Genomic DNA, 16,829 nt, shown 5'->3' on the forward strand with positions numbered 1-16,829 from the left:
CGTTAGCGTCGGTTGCGCCAGGCCTGCCAGAGCCAGATCACCAGCAGCGCGCCCAGAACCGCGCCGACGAACCCGGCCATGGCACCCATCACCGAGGTCAGAAAGCGCAGGACAAACCCGCCGATCAGCGCGCCGACGATGCCGATGAACATGGTGGTGGGGATATCCGCCTCGATCCGCATCAGGCGTGTGGCCAGAAACCCCGCCGCCGCGCCCACCACGATCAGCATCACCACCGCCATCTCATTTCCTCCAATGGGTCGGCACGATGATCAGCGCGCCGACCGAGGACAGGATCGCGTTCATCCCCGGCGAACCGAAGCCGAATCCAAACATGATCCGGACGAAATAGAACAGAAACGCCCCGCCCACGCAGATGATGATGGATTGCAGATAGCCGTTATGGGTGAACCCGGTCTTTTCCGCCAGATACCCGACGATCCCGGCAATCACAACCGTTCCAAACAGAACCAAGAACATGGGCACCCCTCCTCAGAGATTAGTTCCTTTGGCAACCGGCCAGCCGCGCAGAAACGTTTCGCTATCCTGCGCGCCCTTACCCGCCCGTTGCAAGCGGGTGAGGGCAATCGCCCCGGTGCCGCAGGCCACACGCAGCGCGTCGTCCAGCACCTCGCCCGGCGCGCCCTGCCCCTCGGCCAGACATGATCCGAGCAGTTTCACACGGTCACCGCCGATCTCGGTCCAGGCACCGGGAAACGGGGCCAGTCCACGGATCTGGCGGTCAATCTCGGTCGCAGGCCGCGCCCAGTCGACCTTAGCCTCAGCCTTGTCGATCTTGCTGGCATAGGTGACGCCCGCCTCGGGCTGTGGGTCCGGTGTCAGTTGCTCGAGCCGCTCCAGCGCCTCGACGATCAGCTCTGCCCCCATGCCAGACAGGCGGTCATGCAGCGTGCCGGTGGTTTCTGAGTCGCCAATATCCGTGGTCTGGCGCAACAGAACCGGGCCGGTATCCAGCCCCGCCTCCATCTGCATGATGCAGACACCGGTCTGAGCATCGCCCGCCATGATGGCGCGGTGAATGGGCGCCGCGCCGCGCCAGCGCGGCAACAGGCTGGCATGAATGTTGAGGCATCCGCGCGCAGGCGCATCCAGAATGGCTTGCGGCAGGATCAGCCCATAAGCGACCACCACTGCGACATCCGCGTTCAGCTCCGCAAACTGCGCCTGTTCCTCGGCGGATTTGAGCGAGATCGGATGGCGCACCTCTAGCCCCAGCGCTGCGGCGCGCGCATGTACCGACGTCGGGCGATCCTTCTTGCCACGCCCGGCGGGTCGGGGTGGCTGGCAATAGACGGCGGCGATCTCGTGCCCTGCGGCAACCAGCGCGTCGAGCACCGGGACCGAGAAGTCGGGCGTTCCCATGAAGATGATCCGCATCCGCCCTACCCCAGCTTCCGCGCCTTGCGCAGCAGCATGTCACGTTTGACCTTGCTGAGATTGTCGAAATACATCCGCCCGTTCAGATGATCGATCTGGTGCTGCACCGAGGTCGCCTCGATCCCGACAAAATCGCGCCGGTCGATCACGCCCTGCTCGTTCAGGAACCGCACCGTCACCGCGCGCGGGCGTTTGACCTTGGCCGAGACGCCGGGCAGGTTCGGGCTGGCCTCTTCATGTTCGCGCAGTTCGATCGAGCTGTGCAGAACCTCCGGATTGGCCAGACGCACCACCCGGCCACGCTCGGTTGAACCATCGACTACCGCCAGCCGCAGCATCACCCCGATCTGGGGCGCGGCGAGGCCGACGCCGGGCATCGCCTCCATCGTGTCGATCATGTCGTTCCAGATGACGCGGATGTCGTCGGTGATCTCGCTCACCTCATCGGCCCGGCTGCGCAAACGCTTGTCGGGCCAGGGCAAACAGGGGCGGACGCTCATGCCCGCGCCCGCTCACGTTTCAGTTTCTGCATCTTGCGAGTGATCATCTGCCGCTTGAGCGGCTTGAGATAGTCGATAAAGAGCTTGCCGTTCAGATGGTCGATCTCATGCTGCACACAGGTCGCCCAGAGCCCGTCGAACGTGTCGCTCTGCGGATTGCCATCGCGGTCGATCCATTCCACATCGACCACTTTTGGGCGCGTCACCTCGGCGAATTGTTCCGGGATCGACAGGCAGCCTTCCTCATAGACATTGACCTCCTCGGACGAGGCCACCACCTGCGGGTTGAACATCACCATAGGACGCGGCGTCTCGCCCTCTTCCTTGATGCAATCCAGCACGATCAGCCGCTCCAGCACCCCGATCTGCGGCGCGGCCAGACCGATACCCGGCGCGTCATACATCGTCTCCAGCATGTCATCAGCCAGCTGGCGCAGATCGTCGGACAGGTCAGAGACCGGCGTGCAGACCTTTTTCAGGCGGGGATCGGGATGGATCAGGATCGTGCGTTTCATGAGGTTGATTTAGGCGATTGCCCGCGCCGCCGCAACGCCCCTTGAACACGGCCCGTTTGTCGTTAGCTTGCCTGAGACACTCAAGGGGCGACCTCATGCATTTCAACACACTCAACGACCGCCGCGGCACGTTCAGCACCAAATGGGACAAGATGGAGCGGGGCTTTGGCGTCTCGCCCGAGGACGGGCTGGCCATGTGGACCGCCGATTCCGATTTCCCGACCGCACCCTGCGTGATCGACGTGGTGCGTGAGGCGGCAGAGCATGGCGTGTTCGGCTATTCCTGGGTCTACCCGGAATATCTGCAATCGGTGCAATGGTGGATGAAGACCCGCCACAATTGGGAAATCGAGACCGATTGGGTATTGACCACGCAAGGTCTGGGCAACGGCATCGCGCTGGCGCTGGATGTCTGGAGCCAGCCGGGCGATGGCGTGGTGATCTTTTCGCCCGTCTATCACGAGTTTGCACACAAGATTAACAAAACAGGCCGTCGCGTGGTCGAATGCCCGCTGGCACGCGAGGGAGATACCTACAGTCTGGACCTCGACGATGCGCAAAGCCGCCTGACAGGTGACGAATCGATGCTGATCTTCTGCTCACCGCAGAACCCGTCGGGCCGGATCTGGACAGCGCAGGAACTGCGCGACGTGGCCGATTTTGCCGCGCGTAACGATCTGATCCTGATCTCGGACGAGATCCATCACGATCTGGTTTATCCCGGCGAAACCTTCGTGCCGATGGATGTCGCCGCACCCGCGCACCGGAACCGGATGGTCTATCTGACGGCGGCCTCCAAGACCTTCAACATCGCCGGTCAGCGCACCGGCAACATGATCATTCCCGACGCCGACCTGCGCGCCGCGATGAAACACCGTCTGGCCACGCTGGATTACTCGCCCAGCGCGCTTGGCGTGCAGATGATCATGGCGGCCTACTCGCCGGAGGGCGCGGATTGGGTCGACGCGCAGGTGGCGCATCTGGACGAAAACCGCCGGGTCTTTGACGACGCCATCAACGCGATTCCCGGCGTGCGGTCGCTGCCGCTGCAATCCACCTATCTGGCCTGGGTCGATTTTGCGGGCACCGGAATGGCGCCAGATGAGGTCGCGACCCGCATTCGTGACGAGGCGAAAATCGCCGTCTCGCCCGGCCCCGGTTTCGGCACTGGCGGCGAGACGTTCCAGCGATTCAATCTGGCCACCCAACGCGCCCGCGTCGAAGAGGCAGGCCGCCGGATGCAACACGCCTTCCGCGACCTGCAATAGATGCTGCGCCGGGCCCTGTTGCGCGGCGCGCTCCTGATCCTTGCCGTCGCGGTTGTCTTTGTTATCTGGGACCGCTACGGCCCCCGCGAATCTGCGCCGGACATGGCCCCTGCGGTGGAACAGGTCGATCATATCCTCATCGAGAAATCCGCCCGCCGCATGAGCGCAACGGCGGATGGCAAAGTGGTCTTTGAGGCCGAGATCGCATTGGGGTTCAAGCCCGGCGGCGACAAGCAGATGGAAGGTGATGGCAAGACGCCCGAAGGCCATTTCAAGATCAACCGCCGCAATCCGCAAAGCGCGTTTCACCTCTCGCTGGGGCTGGATTATCCCCACCCCGAGGATATCGCCCGCGCCAAGGCGCAAGGCATCGATCCCGGTGGGGATATCTTCATCCATGGCCAGCCCAACGGACTGTCCGTCCTCACCCTGCCCGGCGACTGGACCGCAGGCTGCATCGCGGTCTCCAACGCTGAGATGGAGACGCTCTGGCGGCTGGCACCCATCGGGACTCCAGTCGAAATCAGACCCTAGATGCCTTCGCACGAAAGCGCGTCGCAAACATTGACCGTTTGTATCCCGATCACCGTTAGTCGAACGCGCCTGTGATACCGGCGATGGTAACGCCGACACTGAGGCAAAATAACGTCGATCCTCCCTGAGCCGCGTGGAGGTCTGCATCGCTGACCTCTCCCTCGGAAGGTTGTTGAGGGATATGCAGATAGGCGACCTTTTCGGTATCCGATACAAGCCTGTATTCAACCCCTTCGGGCAGCGGGCCGACCATTTCTTCCAATGCAGCGCGCGTGTCGGTCTCAAGGCGCCTGGCATAGGCCTGATCCGTCAAGGCACGCTCATAGAAAGGGTGCCGCAAATGAGATTGATCCGCTTTCAGCTGCAAGCCCGTACGAGTTGTCATAGCGTTCTCCCAAATCGGTCCGTACCTGCGCCTCTGGTGAACCACCTTACGATGCAGGCCTTGTCTTGATCGATTTGAATTTAGGAACTGAAGCTATCCGGATTTGCGGCTTGCGATTAAGTCTCGTTCATAGTCGCGCCGCGCCCTAGTCTTTGCCAAGCAAAGCAATCGGCGCATCGGGCGCGCGATAGAAATCCAGCGGCGCGCGGTCGGTTGCCGCCGTGCTGCGCTTGAACTCATAATGCATCTCGCCGCCATCTTCCTCGGACGCCACGATCAGACATTGGTAGAGGTGGTTGGCCTCATCATAAAGATCGACCAACCCGCGCAGCCTGGGCGTTGTTGCTGCCTCGACCGAAAAGCCGGTCCGCCACAATCCCAGAACCGGGAAATACTCCTTACCGGCCTCGACCCGCAGCCGGCTGGCCTTCTTGATCCCCTCAAGGCGTGCGGCTTCCAGCCCGGCCCTGACCTCTTTTGAAACATAGGTGCTCATGTGACCCCCCTCACTCCAGCCCGACTCATCCTGCCGCCCGATATAGATATATCAAGCTGAGTCTTTATGACGGTCGCGTTAAATCGGGCTCACGTTGCCGCGAATCCCCATTACCTGTGCATGGGTGCAGGGGGTCTGCGCGCCGATGGCATTGGGCAAGGCCACCCTTCGGGACTAGGTTTGAGCCAACACAGAGATGGAGAGCGATATGGGTCTTTTGATCGACGGCGTGTGGCACGACCAATGGTATGACACCAAGACAACCGGCGGCGCGTTCAAGCGCAGCGAGGCGAAGTTCCGCAACTGGATCACCGCCGATGGCAGCCCCGGCCCCTCGGGCGAGGGCGGTTTTGCGGCCCAATCCGGTCGCTACCACCTTTATGTCAGCATGGCCTGCCCCTGGGCGCACCGGACCCTGATCTTTAGGCAACTCAAAGGCTTGGCCGATCACATCTCGGTTTCGGTGGTGCATCCCGACATGCTGGATCAGGGCTGGACCTTTGAGATGGACGACTACGGCGCAACGGGCGACACGCTTTACGGCCTGACCCATGCGCATCAGGTCTATACCAAGGCGGACCCCGGCTTCAGCGGCCGCGTCACCGTGCCGATTCTGTGGGACAAGGAACGCGAAACCATCGTCTCGAACGAAAGCGCCGAGATCATCCGCATGTTCAACTCTGCCTTTGACGGGCTGACCGGCAACACGCTGGACTTTTGGCCCGAACCCATGCGCGATGCGATCGAAAACGTGAACGCCCGCATCTACGACAGCGTCAACAATGGCGTCTATAAATGTGGATTTGCCACGACACAGGCCGCCTATGACGCGGCAATCGATCCGCTCTTTGACCGTCTGGATTGGCTGGAAGAGCGCCTGTCACGCAACCGCTACCTGATGGGCGAGCAGCTGACCGAGGCCGACTGGCGGTTGTTCACCACGCTGATCCGGTTCGATCCGGTCTATCACCTGCATTTCAAATGCAACCGCAACCGGCTGGTGGATTACCCCAACCTCTGGGCCTATACGCGCGAGCTGTACCAATGGCCGGGCGTGGCGCAGACGGTGAATATGGATCACATCGTGCGCCACTATCACTACAGCCATGACAGCATCAATCCGCACCGCATCATCCCGACCAATCCGGTTCTGGATTATGGCACGCCGCATGGGCGCGATCAGCGGCCTGCCGCGTAATGCTCGACCATGGCCGCCAGATCTTCTGGCGGCATTTCGCTCTGCAGGAAGGCGCAGGCGTTCGGGCTATGGGCAAAGACCGACCCGTCGGAAAAGAAGGTGGTATTGGTCACAAAAATCACCCGCGCCTCAGGGCGCCGATAGCTGGCGAAATCGGCGACCGCCAGCGCGCTGCCCTCGTCCAGCACAAGGTCCAGCACAATGATCTCATATGGATCACGATAGAGCGCCAGAATCGCCGCCTCTTGCGACGCAACCAGCGTCACCTCTGCGCCTTGCCGTTTCAGGTGGCGCTTCCAGAGCAAACCCAATCCCGGGTTGCTTTCAACAATCAAAACATTCATCACAGACTACGGGTGCCTAAGCTAGGACTGATCTGGTGGCACCACTCCCCTGTCTAGGTCTTGTGATCAATTTCTTAACAATCTCTTAACGGGCCTCTGAATGAGGCCTGAAGGGCCGTTAATGCTTGTATTACAGGCGGATTTCCGCTTGAAGCGGGGCAAATGCTGTCTCATCTCCGATCTGATTGCACAAATGGATCAAATGTCACCAACCCATTCCAGAGCCCCCCGAGACCATGGCGGCGGTATCGATTCCGCCATTGCAGCACATGGTGGAACACGCGCGGGTTGGCTGGATTTGTCGACCGGTATCAACCCCGAACCCTACCCCCTGCCCGCCTTTACGTCCCAGGATTGGGCCGCACTTCCCGACCAGGCTGCCTTTACCGGGCTTGAGGCCGCCGCGCGGCAGTTCTGGCAGGTGCCAGATGGGGCCCGCATCTTGCCCGCGCCCGGCGCCTCGGCCCTGATCGCCCGCATCCCTGCGCTGGCCCCGGCGGGTCGGGTTCAGATCACAACGCCCACCTATAATGAACATGCCGCAGCATTCGCCGCGCAGGGTTGGCAGGTCGCAGAGTCCGGCCCGGCAGAGGCGCTGGTGATCGTGCATCCCAACAACCCCGATGGGCGGATCTGGAGCGAACAGGATGCCGATGCGCCGCTGACGGTCATCGACGAAAGCTTCTGCGACGTGATGCCGTCGCGCAGTCTTGCGCATCTCGCGGCGCGGCCCCGCACCCTCATCCTGAAGAGCTTCGGCAAATTCTGGGGGCTCGCCGGTCTGCGCTTGGGCTTTGCCATCGGGCGACCGGACCTTATCGACCGACTTGGTGATTTGACCGGACCCTGGGCCGTATCGGGTCCGGCGCTGCGGATCGGCGCTCTGGCCCTGCGCGACGGTGGCTGGGCGGTAGAGACGCGCGCACGGCTAGAGCGCGACGCGGCACGTCTGGACGGGATGTTGACCCGCGCCGGGGCCGAGCTGGAGGGGGGAACATCGCTGTTTCGCCTCTACCGCGTGGATGATGCCGCCGCCTGGCAGGACCGATTGGCCGAGGCCCATATCTGGAGCCGTATCTTTCCCTATTCGCCCCATTACCTGCGCCTTGGCCTGCCCCCCGCCTCGGGTTGGGAGCGGCTGGAAGCCGCGCTATGACCACCGCCGCGCTGCTGGCCTGCGCGATGCTGCTGGACGCCGCGCTTGGCGAGCCGGACTGGCTGTGGTCGCGGCTGCGCCATCCCGCCGTGTTGATGGGCGATGCCGTACGCTTTCTGGACAACCACTTGAACGACGGCACCCACAAGCGACTCAAAGGCGTCGTCGCGACCATGCTATTGGCGCTGGCTGCGATGCTGATCGGATGGGGGCTGGCCGCGTTTGGACCGGTCGTAGAGATCCTCTGCTGCGCGATGCTGCTGGCCCAGAAATCACTGGTTCAACATGTGAGGGACGTGGCAGAGGCCCTGCGCGTGTGCCTGCCCGAGGCCCGCGCCAAGGTTGCGCGCATCGTCTCGCGTGACACCAGCGCGATGGACGGCCCCCAGGTTGCCCGCGCGGCGATCGAGAGCGCCTCGGAAAACCTGTCGGACGGGGTGATCGCGCCCGCCTTCTGGTTTTTGCTGGGCGGGTTGCCCGGCCTGCTGCTGTATAAGGCGATCAACACCGCCGACAGCATGATAGGCTATCGCACCGAAAAATATGCGCAGTTCGGCTGGGCCGCCGCGCGCCTGGACGATCTGCTCAACCTGGTGCCCGCGCGGCTGAGCGGCCTGATGATCGCTCTGCTTGCCAACAGGCAATCGCAGTGGCGCGACATCGTGAAAGATGCCGAACGGCATGTCTCGCCCAATGCGGGCTGGCCCGAGGCGGCAATGGCCCGTGCGCTGGGTGTCGCATTGGCCGGTCCACGCAGCTATCACGGCCAGATTCGGCACCTCGCCTGGGTAAATGAAAGCGCCCGCAAAGAAATCGGCGCGCAAGAGATCGCGCGTGCGGTCAAAATTCTCTGGCAGGTCTGGGCATTGACCCTTGGCCTTGTCATGTTTGGAATCGTAATCTCGCTGCTGAGGTAAGAGGAGACAAGAATGATCAAAGCGACTGTCCTGGGCCTCGCCCTGCTGGGGGCCTCTCCGGTGCTGGCGCAATGCGGCGGTGATTTCGGCTCTTTCGTGGACAGGCTGAAAAGCGAGGCCACCGGCGCCGGTCTCGATCCTGAGACGGTTGATGCGTTCTTCAAGACAGTGCGCCAGGATCCCAAGGTGCTGCGCGCCGATCGCGCGCAAGGTGTGTTCCAGAAACCTTTCATCAGTTTCTCCGACCGCCTGATCTCGCAAAACCGCGTCGACCGGGGCGCGGCGATGGAGGAGAAATACAGCGATGTCTTCGACCGGATCGAGGCGGAATATGGCGTGAACCGCGGCGTTCTGCTGGCCTTCTGGGCGTTTGAGACCGACTACGGCGGCTTTCAGGGTGATTTCAACACCCGCAACGCGCTGGTGACGCTGGCCCATGACTGCCGCCGCCCCGAGTTGTTCCGCCCGCAGATCTTTGCCGCGCTCGAACTGCATGCGCGTGGCGATTTCGACCCGGAGCGCACCAAAGGGGCCTGGGCGGGCGAGATCGGCATGGTGCAGATGCTGCCGCGCGACATTCTGGTCAACGGCGTGGACGCCGATGGCAGCGGCAAGGTCGAGCTTGCAACCTCCGCCCCCGACGCGCTGGTATCGGGTGCCAAGATGCTGGAACATATGGGCTGGCAGGCAAACGAGCCCTGGCTGCAGGAAGTCACCGTGCCCGACACTCTGGACTGGTCACTGACCGGTGCCTCAAAACCGCGCAGCGTCGCGGAGTGGCAAGCCATGGGTGTGGCAGCGCGCGAGGGCGATCTGGCCGCAGGTGACATGCAAGCGACGATCATCCTGCCACAGGGGCACAAGGGGCCAGCATTTATCGCCTATCCGAATTTCAACGTCTATTTCGAGTGGAACCAGAGCTTTGTCTACGTTCTGACCGCCGCCTATTTCGCCACCCAGCTGGAAGGCGCGCCAGCCTATCAGCGCGGTACGCCCGAGGCCGGGTTGAACGGCGCGCAGATGAAGCAGCTACAGACCAAGCTACAGGAACGCGGCTATGACGTGGGCGACGTGGACGGCATTCTGGGCGCACGCACGCGGGCGGCGGTTCAGACAGAACAGCAACGGCTGGGGTTGCCCGCCGATGCCTGGCCAACGCCGGAGTTGCTGCGCCAGCTATGATCCATCATCGGGGCGAACGGGAAACCGCTGGCCCTTTTCGTCAATCAGGATCAGCCGACCGTCCCGGCGCACAAACAGGTCGCAGCGGTTGAAGCCGTGGTCGAAGGCCGTGCAGATGCTGCCATCCTCGGCAATCCGGTAGGTGCCGAAGGCAGTGCCGCCGCTGCCATAGGTATAGGAATACGCACCATCAGCCGAATACCTGGATTGACCATCGTCATAGAAGGTCAGCGTGCGCCCCTCAAACGCGTCAAGCTCGGCCATGGATAGCGGCTCTTCGCCCGGCCTCAGGGTCCAGTCTGCGGCCCAGACGGGCAGGCCCAGAAACAGCAAGGGTATTGCAAGGCGTAACATGGCGCCATCATGACCCGATCCACGCAGCAAGGGGAGTCACGTTGCGGTGAAGCCGCTACCGGCTGAGCCCCAGTTGAATCCGCATCGGCAATCGCCCGTTGCTGCGCCGGTTGAACAGGATCAGCCGGTCTTCGGTCAGGGCCAGATCACAGCGGCTGAAGGTCTTGCGAAAGCTCAGGCACAGATCGCCCTCGCGGCGCAGCTTGAGCACGCCCATCGAGACACCCCGTTTCAGCCTGTCATAGAGCGAGTTCGGCACCCTGACCGCGCTGCGTCGGCGGCTCGTAGGCCGCAGCAGCTTCGGTTTGCGGTCGGAAAACATCCTGAAATGAGTGCCATAGCCGGACCAACCCACTTTGCCCAAATTTACTTCCTCGGCGCGAATCGCGCTGGCAGAAATCACGAGAATAAAAACAACACACAATTGAAACATGGCCTCATATTAGCAGAAATCCGCCGATAGAGCGAATCCGGGGCGATCAGGCCACCATCGCCTCGGCCTTCTTGAGATCAACCGAAACCAGCTGGCTCACGCCCTGTTCCTGCATGGTGACGCCAAACAGCCGGTCCATCCGCGCCATGGTTACCGCATGGTGGGTGATGATCAGGAAGCGGGTTTCGGTCTGGCGGCACATCTCGTCCAGCAGGTCGCAGAAGCGGGTCACGTTGGCATCGTCAAGCGGCGCGTCGACCTCGTCCAGAACGCAGATCGGGGCCGGGTTGGCAAGGAAGACCGCAAAGATCAGCGCCATCGCCGTCAGGGTCTGTTCGCCCCCCGACAACAGGCTGAGCGTCGAGAGTTTCTTGCCCGGAGGCTGGCACATGATTTCCAGCCCCGCATCCAGCGGATCGTCGCTTTCGACCATGACCAGATTGGCCTCGCCGCCGCCAAAGAGGTGCTTGAACAGCATCGAGAAGTTGGAATTGACCTGCTCGAACGCGGTCAGCAGCCGTTCCCGGCCCTCGCGGTTGAGGCTGGCGATGCCGCTGCGCAGGGTCTTCACCGCCTCTTCTAGATCCGCCTTTTCCGATTGCAGCGTGTCATGCTCTTCCTGCACTTCGCGCGCATCTTCCTCGGCGCGCAGGTTGACCGCACCCATCGCATCACGCTGGCGCTTGTGCCGGTTCACCTCAGCCTCCAGCGTGTCGGCATCGGGCATGCTGTCGGGATCGGCCTCCAACTGGTTCAGCAACTGGTTCGGGGTGAGCTGCTGATCCTCGGCGATGCGCTCGGCGGCGGCACTCACGGTTTCGCGTGCGGCTTCGGTCCGCGCCTCGGCAGCAGCGCGGGCCTCGCGCGCCTCAGAGGCCAGACGTTCGGCGTCCCGCTCGGCAATCATCGCCTCGCGCTGTGCGCTTTCTGCCCCGGCCAGCGCATCCGCTGCGGCGGCCTTGCGGGCCTCGGCGGCGTCGATCTGGTCGCTCAGCTCCTCCCGCGCCTCGGCGATCTCGGCGGGGACCGACATGGCTTCGGTCAGATCCTCTTCCGAGCCAGCCTTGCGTTCAGCCAGTTCGGCTATCCGCTTTTCAGCGGTGTCCAACCTGTACCGCCAGCCGCTGATATCCTTGGTCACTTCCTGAGCGCGCCGAGTCCGCGCCTCACCCTCGCGACGCACCTCGTCATGGCTGGAGCGGTGGGTGAGCATGGTGATCCGAGCCGCCTCGACGGTCTGCTTGACGTCTTCCACATGGCCGCGTGCGGTATCCAGATCGCCCAGATCGGTCAGCCCGGCCTCGGCCTCTTTGAGGCTGGCGCGGGCGGCCATGGCGTCTTCCTTGTGGCGGTTCACGGCAAGGCTCAGGGTTTCCAGACGGCCTTGAGAAAGATTGCGTTCCGCCTCGGCCCGGCTCAGCGCGCGCGCGGCTTCGGCAACGCGCTGGTCGGCGGCCCGGCGGGCATCACGGGCGCGACGGTCGGCCTCGGTCACCTCGGCCAATTGCCGCGACAGCGCCTCATGGGCGGCGCGGGCGCCATCGGCCTGCGCCTCGACCCTTGCAAGTTCCTGTTTCAGCGTCTCAAGCCGGTTGAGCTGTTCCAGCCGCAGGGCCGCCGCACTTGGCGCGTCCTCTGCCCAGGCGCGGAACCCGTCCCAACGCCAGAGATCACCGCCCCGACTGACCAGCCGCTGACCCGGTTTCAGCAGCGGCTGCAAACGGGCCGCATCTTCGCTGTCGACCAAGCCGATCTGCGCGATCCGCCGGGTCAGCCGGTCAGGTCCCGAGACATGCAGCGCCAGCGGCTCTGCCCCGTCCGGCAAGGGCTGATCCGCATCATATCCAGCGATCTGAACCCAGCCCGAGGGGCCATCATCATCAGCCAGCGGCGCGCGCAGGTCGTCGGCCAAGGCCGCCCCCAGCGCCTTTTCATAGCCCGCCGCCACCCGCATCAGGTCGAGAACCTGCCCACCTTCGGCAGTGTCGCGTTCAACCAGCTTGGCCAGCGCGGCGGTTTCCGCCCGGATCGCCCCGGCCTCACCCTCGGCCTCGGAGCGTTGCGCGCGGGCTTCGGCCTCGCGCGATTGCGTCTCGTTGCGCAGCTCGTCGGCGGCAGCCAGCGCTTCTTCCGCCGCCTCGGCAGCTTCGCTTGCCTCTTCCTGCGCCTCGTGAGCTGTTGCGAAATCCTCTTCGGCCTGCGCCACGGCACGATCCGCCTCTTCCATCGCGGCTCGCGCTTTGGTTTCCTCGCCCTCGGAGCGGGCCAGTGTCTTGCGGCCATCCTCAACCAGCCGCTGGGCCGACTGATGCCGCGCCGCCAGCCGCGCCACATCCTCAGTCACCTGCGACAGATGATCCTCGCGCTGCTGCAGGACCCGCGCCGCCTCGCTGGAAGCTTCGGCCGCTTCGGCGAGCCGCTCATCGTGCCCCTCGCCCGCCTTGGCAAGTTCACGCGCCTCCCATTCAAGGCGCTCGATGGTTTCGCCCGCATCCTTGTTCAACCCGGTCTCGCGCTCGATATCATGGCCAAGCTGGGTGACGCGGGCGGTCAGGGTTTCGACCGTCTGGCGCGCGCGCGCCTCCTGATCATCCAGCGTGCCGCGTTCGACGATCAGCCGTTGCAGCACCGCCGCGGCAATGGCCTCTTCCTCGCGCAGGGGCGGCAGGGTTTCCTCGGCGGTGGCGCGGGTTTTTTCCGCCTGCCGTGCGGCGGCTTCGGCGCGGGCGGCCTCAGATGTACGATCACGCAGCACATCTTCGGCGGTCAGGCGGGCCACATCGGCCTCTTTCCAACGCCGATAGAGCAGCATGCCCTCGGCCTGCCGCAACTGTTCGCCAATCTCGCGATAACGCGCCGCCTGCCGGGCCTGCCGGGCCAACTGTGCCAGCTGCGCGGCCAGTTGTTCCAGCACGTCATCGACACGGGTCAGATTGGTCTCGGTTCCCTTGAGTTTCAGCTCGGCCTCATGCCGCCGCTGATAGAGGCCCGAAATGCCCGCCGCCTCTTCCAGAATGCGCCGCCGGGCCTTGGGCTTGGCGTTGATCAGCTCGGCGATCTGCCCCTGCCGCACCAGCGCGGGCGAATGCGCTCCGGTCGAGGCGTCAGCAAACAGCATCTGAATATCACGGGCGCGCACATCCTTGGTGTTGGCCTTATAGGCGCTGCCTACGTCGCGGGTGATCCGGCGCACGATTTCCAGATTGTCGCTATCGTTGAACCCGGCGGGCGCAAGGCGTTCACCATTGTCCAGCAGCAGCGAAACCTCGGCAAAGTTGCGGGCGGGCCGTGTGGCGGCCCCGGCAAAGATCACATCCTCCATGCCGCCGCCGCGCATCGCCTTGGGGCGGTTTTCGCCCATCACCCAGCGCAGCGCCTCAAGCAGGTTGGACTTGCCACAGCCATTGGGACCGACAACACCGGTCAGCCCGTCCGCGATCACCAGATCGGTCGGGTCCACAAAGCTCTTGAAGCCGGTCAATCTGAGTTTCGTGAAGCGCAAAGGCGGGCTTTCGTGATTCCTGTGTCAATCGAGACTGCGCCCGGAAACACCGCAAGTCAACGGATGTGACGCCCTATATGGGCTGACGGGCGCAGTTATCCACAACATCTGGACGAGATTCGCTCGTCTCTGGCCAACTACCGTGCCCGGCCTGTTGCGGCGGGCAGCGCCCAGTCTTTCGGCCTGCCCCCACAATCCAGAACCCCGGTCATCACTGCCTGATCGCCCAGAACGCCCACGACCTGACAGCCCGAGACCTGTTCCATAGCGATGCCAGCGCGTGGCCCGATCGGGCCGAGGCGCGGCGCATATTGCGGGTTCACGCGGACCGCCTCGGCCAGATCTCCGCGCAGCCGGACGTCAAAGACACTGCCGTCCACAACAAGCCGCGTAACAGGGGCACCTCGAAACTCGGGGCTGGCAGCACCACAGGCCGCGACGAGCAAAATCGGAACACATCGCCACATGCGCGCAGATTGCACGGCAAAATGTTAAGAAATCCCTCAAATATGGGCGCGCAGCAGTTGACCCAACCGCCGGATGCCTTCCTCGGCCTCGTCCTCCTTGGCGCAGGAGAAACTGAGCCGGATCGTGTTGTCCCCACTGCCATCAGCAAAAAAGGCCTGACCGGGCACAAAAGCCACCTTGGCGCTGTCCACCGCCTTGGCCAGCAGCGCATCCCCGTTCAGATGAACCGGCAGCGTCACCCAGATGAACATGCCGCCCTCGGGCCGGGTCCAGGTCGTGCCCGCAGGCATATGCCGCTCCAGCGCCGCCAGCATCCGGTCACGCCGACGCGCATAGACCTCGCGCAGCATTGCCACATGGCGTTCGAAATGCCGTTCGGCCACGTCACAGATCACCACCTGGTTCAATGTCGGCGTATGAAGGTCCGAGGCCTGTTTCAGCAAGACCATCTTGGAGATGATCGGCTGCGCCGCCACGACCCAGCCCATACGCACGCCCGGCGACAGGGTTTTCGAAAAACTGCCGCAATGGATCACCCGACACGCATCCAGATCGCCCTTGCGCGCCTGTTCCAGCGCCAGAAGGGGCGGAACCGGCTCGCCATCATAGCGCAGCGCCCGATAGGCGGCATCGTCGATGATCGGGCAATCCAGTTCTTCCGCAAGATCCAGCAAGCGCTCTCGCCCCGCGAGATCCAGCGTTTCACCGGTCGGGTTGGCGAAATCCGAAGACAGATAAGCAAATTTCACCCGCCCGCCCGCCTCAGCGGCGGCCTTTGCGTAGTCTCCTGCGGCGCGGTTGCCCTGCAGGTTCAACTGTTCGAAATTCGGCTCATAAGCGTTGAACGCGGCCAGAGCGCCCATATAGGTTGGCCATTCCACCAGTGCCGTATCGTTTTGTGACAGGAACAACTTGCCAAGATAGTCCAGCGCCTGCTGCGAGCCCGAGGTGATGAGCACCTGTTCAGGGCTACAGCGCACGCCAAGCTCTGCCATATGCTGCACGATCCAGCGACGCAGGGGCAAATGGCCCTCGCTGATCGAATATTGCAACGCATGGGCGCGATTCTCGGTGTTCAGCGCCCGCGCCGTGGCCTCGGCAAATGCGTCGGCGGGAAACAGGTCAGGATCGGGGATGCCGCCCGCAAAGGAGATGATGCCGGGCTGATCCAGCAGTTTCAGCAATTCCCGGATCTCCGACGCCTTCATCCGCGACATGCGGCTGGCCAGCAAATGTTCGACCATCTCTCACCTCCCCTTTCTGAGCTCGGAGTGGATCGTGCGGGTGACAGACAACAAAGTCAATAATTCTGACCTATTGTTACAGAAAATCCTGCGCCGCCCAGCTTGCGTGGGTCAGCAGAGTGTGGTCACATTGATTGACCAATTCCGTGCGAGACCGTTATGCCCTTTCAAAAAGTCCAATCCGAAAAGCTCTCGACCTCGGTGGTACGGCAGATCGAACTTCTGATCCTGCGCGGCATCCTGCGGCCCGGCGAACGCCTGCCAGCGGAACGCGAATTGTCCGAGCGTCTGGGCGTCTCGCGCCCGTCCCTGCGCGAAGCGGTGGCCGAATTGCAGCAGATGGGCCTGCTGACCAGCAAGGCCGGGTCTGGCATCTATGTGGCCGAGGTTCTGGGCTCGGCCTTTTCCCCGGCGCTGACGCAGCTTTTTGCCACCCATGACGAGGCGGTATTTGATTATCTCGCGTTCCGGCGCGATCTGGAGGGGCTGGCCGCCGAACGCGCCGCCCGGCTGGGGTCCGAGAGCGATCTGAAGGTCATCCAGACGGTGTTCGACAAAATGGAGATCGCACAAGACGGGCGCGACGCCGAGGCCGAGGCAAAGCTCGACGCGCAGTTTCACATGGCGATCATCGAGGCCAGCCACAACGTCGTCATGCTGCACATGATGCGGTCCATGTTCGACCTGTTGCGTCAGGGCGTCTTCTACAACCGCCAGATTATGTTCCGCCAGCGCACCACCCGCAGCGCCCTGCTGGACCAGCACCGGGCAATCAACACCGCCCTGCAGGCCCGCGACCCGGACGCAGCCCGCGCCGCCGTCGAAATGCACCTGAGCTATGTCGAACAATGCCTGGCCGATCAGAAGAAGGCCGACCGCAATGAGGCGATTGCCCGTCAGAAGCTGGAACATGAGGCCAGAGCATAGCGCGCAAG

General features: G+C 63.2%; 20 protein-coding genes. 7 read left to right on the forward strand and 13 right to left on the reverse strand.

The annotated features are described in order from the left end of the window. Window positions 1-2: 2 nt before the first annotated feature. From AB1E34_RS00850 to def (AB1E34_RS00870), 5 genes are read right to left on the reverse strand one after another with little or no spacing between them, the layout of a single operon-like run. Window positions 3-242: a GlsB/YeaQ/YmgE family stress response membrane protein gene (locus tag AB1E34_RS00850; protein WP_372570447.1), complete on the reverse strand. Its 240-nt coding sequence runs from the start codon at window positions 240-242 to the stop codon at window positions 3-5. A gap of 1 nt (window position 243) precedes the next feature. Beyond that, window positions 244-480, reverse strand: a complete 237-nt coding sequence (locus tag AB1E34_RS00855) for a hypothetical protein (RefSeq protein ID WP_372570448.1) — start codon at window positions 478-480, stop codon at window positions 244-246. Between the two features lie 12 nt (window positions 481-492). Beyond that, window positions 493-1,398: a methionyl-tRNA formyltransferase gene (gene fmt, locus AB1E34_RS00860; protein WP_372570449.1), complete on the reverse strand. Its 906-nt coding sequence runs from the start codon at window positions 1,396-1,398 to the stop codon at window positions 493-495. A gap of 5 nt (window positions 1,399-1,403) precedes the next feature. Continuing rightward, window positions 1,404-1,898 carry a peptide deformylase gene (gene def / locus AB1E34_RS00865; RefSeq protein ID WP_372570450.1) on the reverse strand — a complete coding sequence of 165 codons (495 nt, stop codon included), beginning with the start codon at window positions 1,896-1,898 and terminating at the stop codon, window positions 1,404-1,406. Then, window positions 1,895-2,413: a peptide deformylase gene (gene def, locus AB1E34_RS00870; protein ID WP_372570451.1), complete on the reverse strand. Its 519-nt coding sequence runs from the start codon at window positions 2,411-2,413 to the stop codon at window positions 1,895-1,897. Before def (AB1E34_RS00870) ends, def (AB1E34_RS00865) begins: the two co-directional genes overlap by 4 nt. A gap of 95 nt (window positions 2,414-2,508) precedes the next feature. On the opposite strand from def (AB1E34_RS00870), the gene AB1E34_RS00875 reads away from it, so the two are divergent. Both AB1E34_RS00875 and AB1E34_RS00880 read left to right on the forward strand, forming a co-directional pair. Next, window positions 2,509-3,681 (forward strand): MalY/PatB family protein, encoded by a 1,173-nt coding sequence (locus tag AB1E34_RS00875; protein ID WP_372570452.1) that lies wholly within the window; start codon window positions 2,509-2,511, stop codon window positions 3,679-3,681. After that, window positions 3,682-4,215, forward strand: a complete 534-nt coding sequence (locus AB1E34_RS00880; protein ID WP_372570453.1) for a L,D-transpeptidase family protein — start codon at window positions 3,682-3,684, stop codon at window positions 4,213-4,215. A 55-nt stretch (window positions 4,216-4,270) separates the two neighbouring features. On the opposite strand, the gene AB1E34_RS00885 is transcribed toward AB1E34_RS00880, so the two are convergent. Next, window positions 4,271-4,600 carry a hypothetical protein gene (locus AB1E34_RS00885; protein ID WP_372570454.1) on the reverse strand — a complete coding sequence of 110 codons (330 nt, stop codon included), beginning with the start codon at window positions 4,598-4,600 and terminating at the stop codon, window positions 4,271-4,273. 145 nt (window positions 4,601-4,745) lie between these two features. Further along, on the reverse strand, window positions 4,746-5,096 hold the full coding sequence (locus AB1E34_RS00890) for a hypothetical protein (protein WP_372570455.1): 351 nt from the start codon (window positions 5,094-5,096) through the stop codon (window positions 4,746-4,748). A 208-nt stretch (window positions 5,097-5,304) separates the two neighbouring features. Between AB1E34_RS00890 and AB1E34_RS00895 the strand changes: the two genes are divergently transcribed. Continuing rightward, entirely contained in the window at window positions 5,305-6,294 is a 990-nt protein-coding gene (locus AB1E34_RS00895; protein ID WP_372570456.1) for a glutathione S-transferase family protein, read from the forward strand. Here AB1E34_RS00895 and AB1E34_RS00900 read toward each other — a convergent pair. Beyond that, window positions 6,276-6,638 carry a response regulator transcription factor gene (locus AB1E34_RS00900; RefSeq protein ID WP_372570457.1) on the reverse strand — a complete coding sequence of 121 codons (363 nt, stop codon included), beginning with the start codon at window positions 6,636-6,638 and terminating at the stop codon, window positions 6,276-6,278. The genes AB1E34_RS00895 and AB1E34_RS00900 overlap by 19 nt on opposite strands. A 202-nt stretch (window positions 6,639-6,840) precedes the next feature. Between AB1E34_RS00900 and AB1E34_RS00905 the strand changes: the two genes are divergently transcribed. Genes AB1E34_RS00905 through AB1E34_RS00915 form a run of 3 tightly spaced genes read left to right on the forward strand, consistent with a single transcriptional unit; the run spans window position 6,841 to window position 9,893 of the window. After that, window positions 6,841-7,794: a threonine-phosphate decarboxylase gene (locus AB1E34_RS00905; protein WP_372570458.1), complete on the forward strand. Its 954-nt coding sequence runs from the start codon at window positions 6,841-6,843 to the stop codon at window positions 7,792-7,794. Further along, window positions 7,791-8,711 (forward strand): adenosylcobinamide-phosphate synthase CbiB, encoded by a 921-nt coding sequence (gene cbiB, locus AB1E34_RS00910; RefSeq protein WP_372570459.1) that lies wholly within the window; start codon window positions 7,791-7,793, stop codon window positions 8,709-8,711. The genes AB1E34_RS00905 and cbiB overlap by 4 nt, the downstream gene beginning before the upstream one ends. Window positions 8,712-8,723: 12 nt before the next feature. Beyond that, window positions 8,724-9,893, forward strand: coding sequence for a lytic murein transglycosylase (locus tag AB1E34_RS00915; RefSeq protein ID WP_372570460.1), 1,170 nt, complete (start codon window positions 8,724-8,726; stop codon window positions 9,891-9,893). Here AB1E34_RS00915 and AB1E34_RS00920 read toward each other — a convergent pair. The 5 genes from AB1E34_RS00920 to AB1E34_RS00940 form a co-directional block, all read right to left on the reverse strand. Continuing rightward, window positions 9,888-10,247 carry a hypothetical protein gene (locus AB1E34_RS00920; protein ID WP_372570461.1) on the reverse strand — a complete coding sequence of 120 codons (360 nt, stop codon included), beginning with the start codon at window positions 10,245-10,247 and terminating at the stop codon, window positions 9,888-9,890. The genes AB1E34_RS00915 and AB1E34_RS00920 overlap by 6 nt on opposite strands. Window positions 10,248-10,302: 55 nt before the next feature. Further along, complete coding sequence (locus tag AB1E34_RS00925) at window positions 10,303-10,611, reverse strand: hypothetical protein (RefSeq protein ID WP_372570462.1); 309 nt, start codon at window positions 10,609-10,611, stop codon at window positions 10,303-10,305. Between the two features lie 115 nt (window positions 10,612-10,726). Then, window positions 10,727-14,182 (reverse strand): chromosome segregation SMC family protein, encoded by a 3,456-nt coding sequence (locus tag AB1E34_RS00930; protein WP_372570463.1) that lies wholly within the window; start codon window positions 14,180-14,182, stop codon window positions 10,727-10,729. Between the two features lie 137 nt (window positions 14,183-14,319). Continuing rightward, a complete protein-coding gene (locus tag AB1E34_RS00935) occupies window positions 14,320-14,649 on the reverse strand; it encodes a hypothetical protein (RefSeq protein ID WP_372570464.1) in 330 nt (109 codons plus the stop codon). 36 nt (window positions 14,650-14,685) lie between these two features. Beyond that, complete coding sequence (locus tag AB1E34_RS00940) at window positions 14,686-15,894, reverse strand: aminotransferase-like domain-containing protein (protein ID WP_372570465.1); 1,209 nt, start codon at window positions 15,892-15,894, stop codon at window positions 14,686-14,688. Between the two features lie 159 nt (window positions 15,895-16,053). Here AB1E34_RS00940 and AB1E34_RS00945 point away from each other — a divergent pair, with 159 nt between their 5' ends. After that, the gene (locus AB1E34_RS00945; protein ID WP_372570466.1) at window positions 16,054-16,821 is read left to right on the forward strand and encodes an FCD domain-containing protein; all 768 of its coding nucleotides are present in this window, start codon (window positions 16,054-16,056) and stop codon (window positions 16,819-16,821) included. Window positions 16,822-16,829: the final 8 nt, after the last annotated feature.

Origin of the sequence: Ruegeria jejuensis, from assembly GCF_041537905.1 — a bacterium.
In the GTDB taxonomy this organism is placed as follows: Bacteria; Pseudomonadota; Alphaproteobacteria; order Rhodobacterales; family Rhodobacteraceae; genus Ruegeria_C.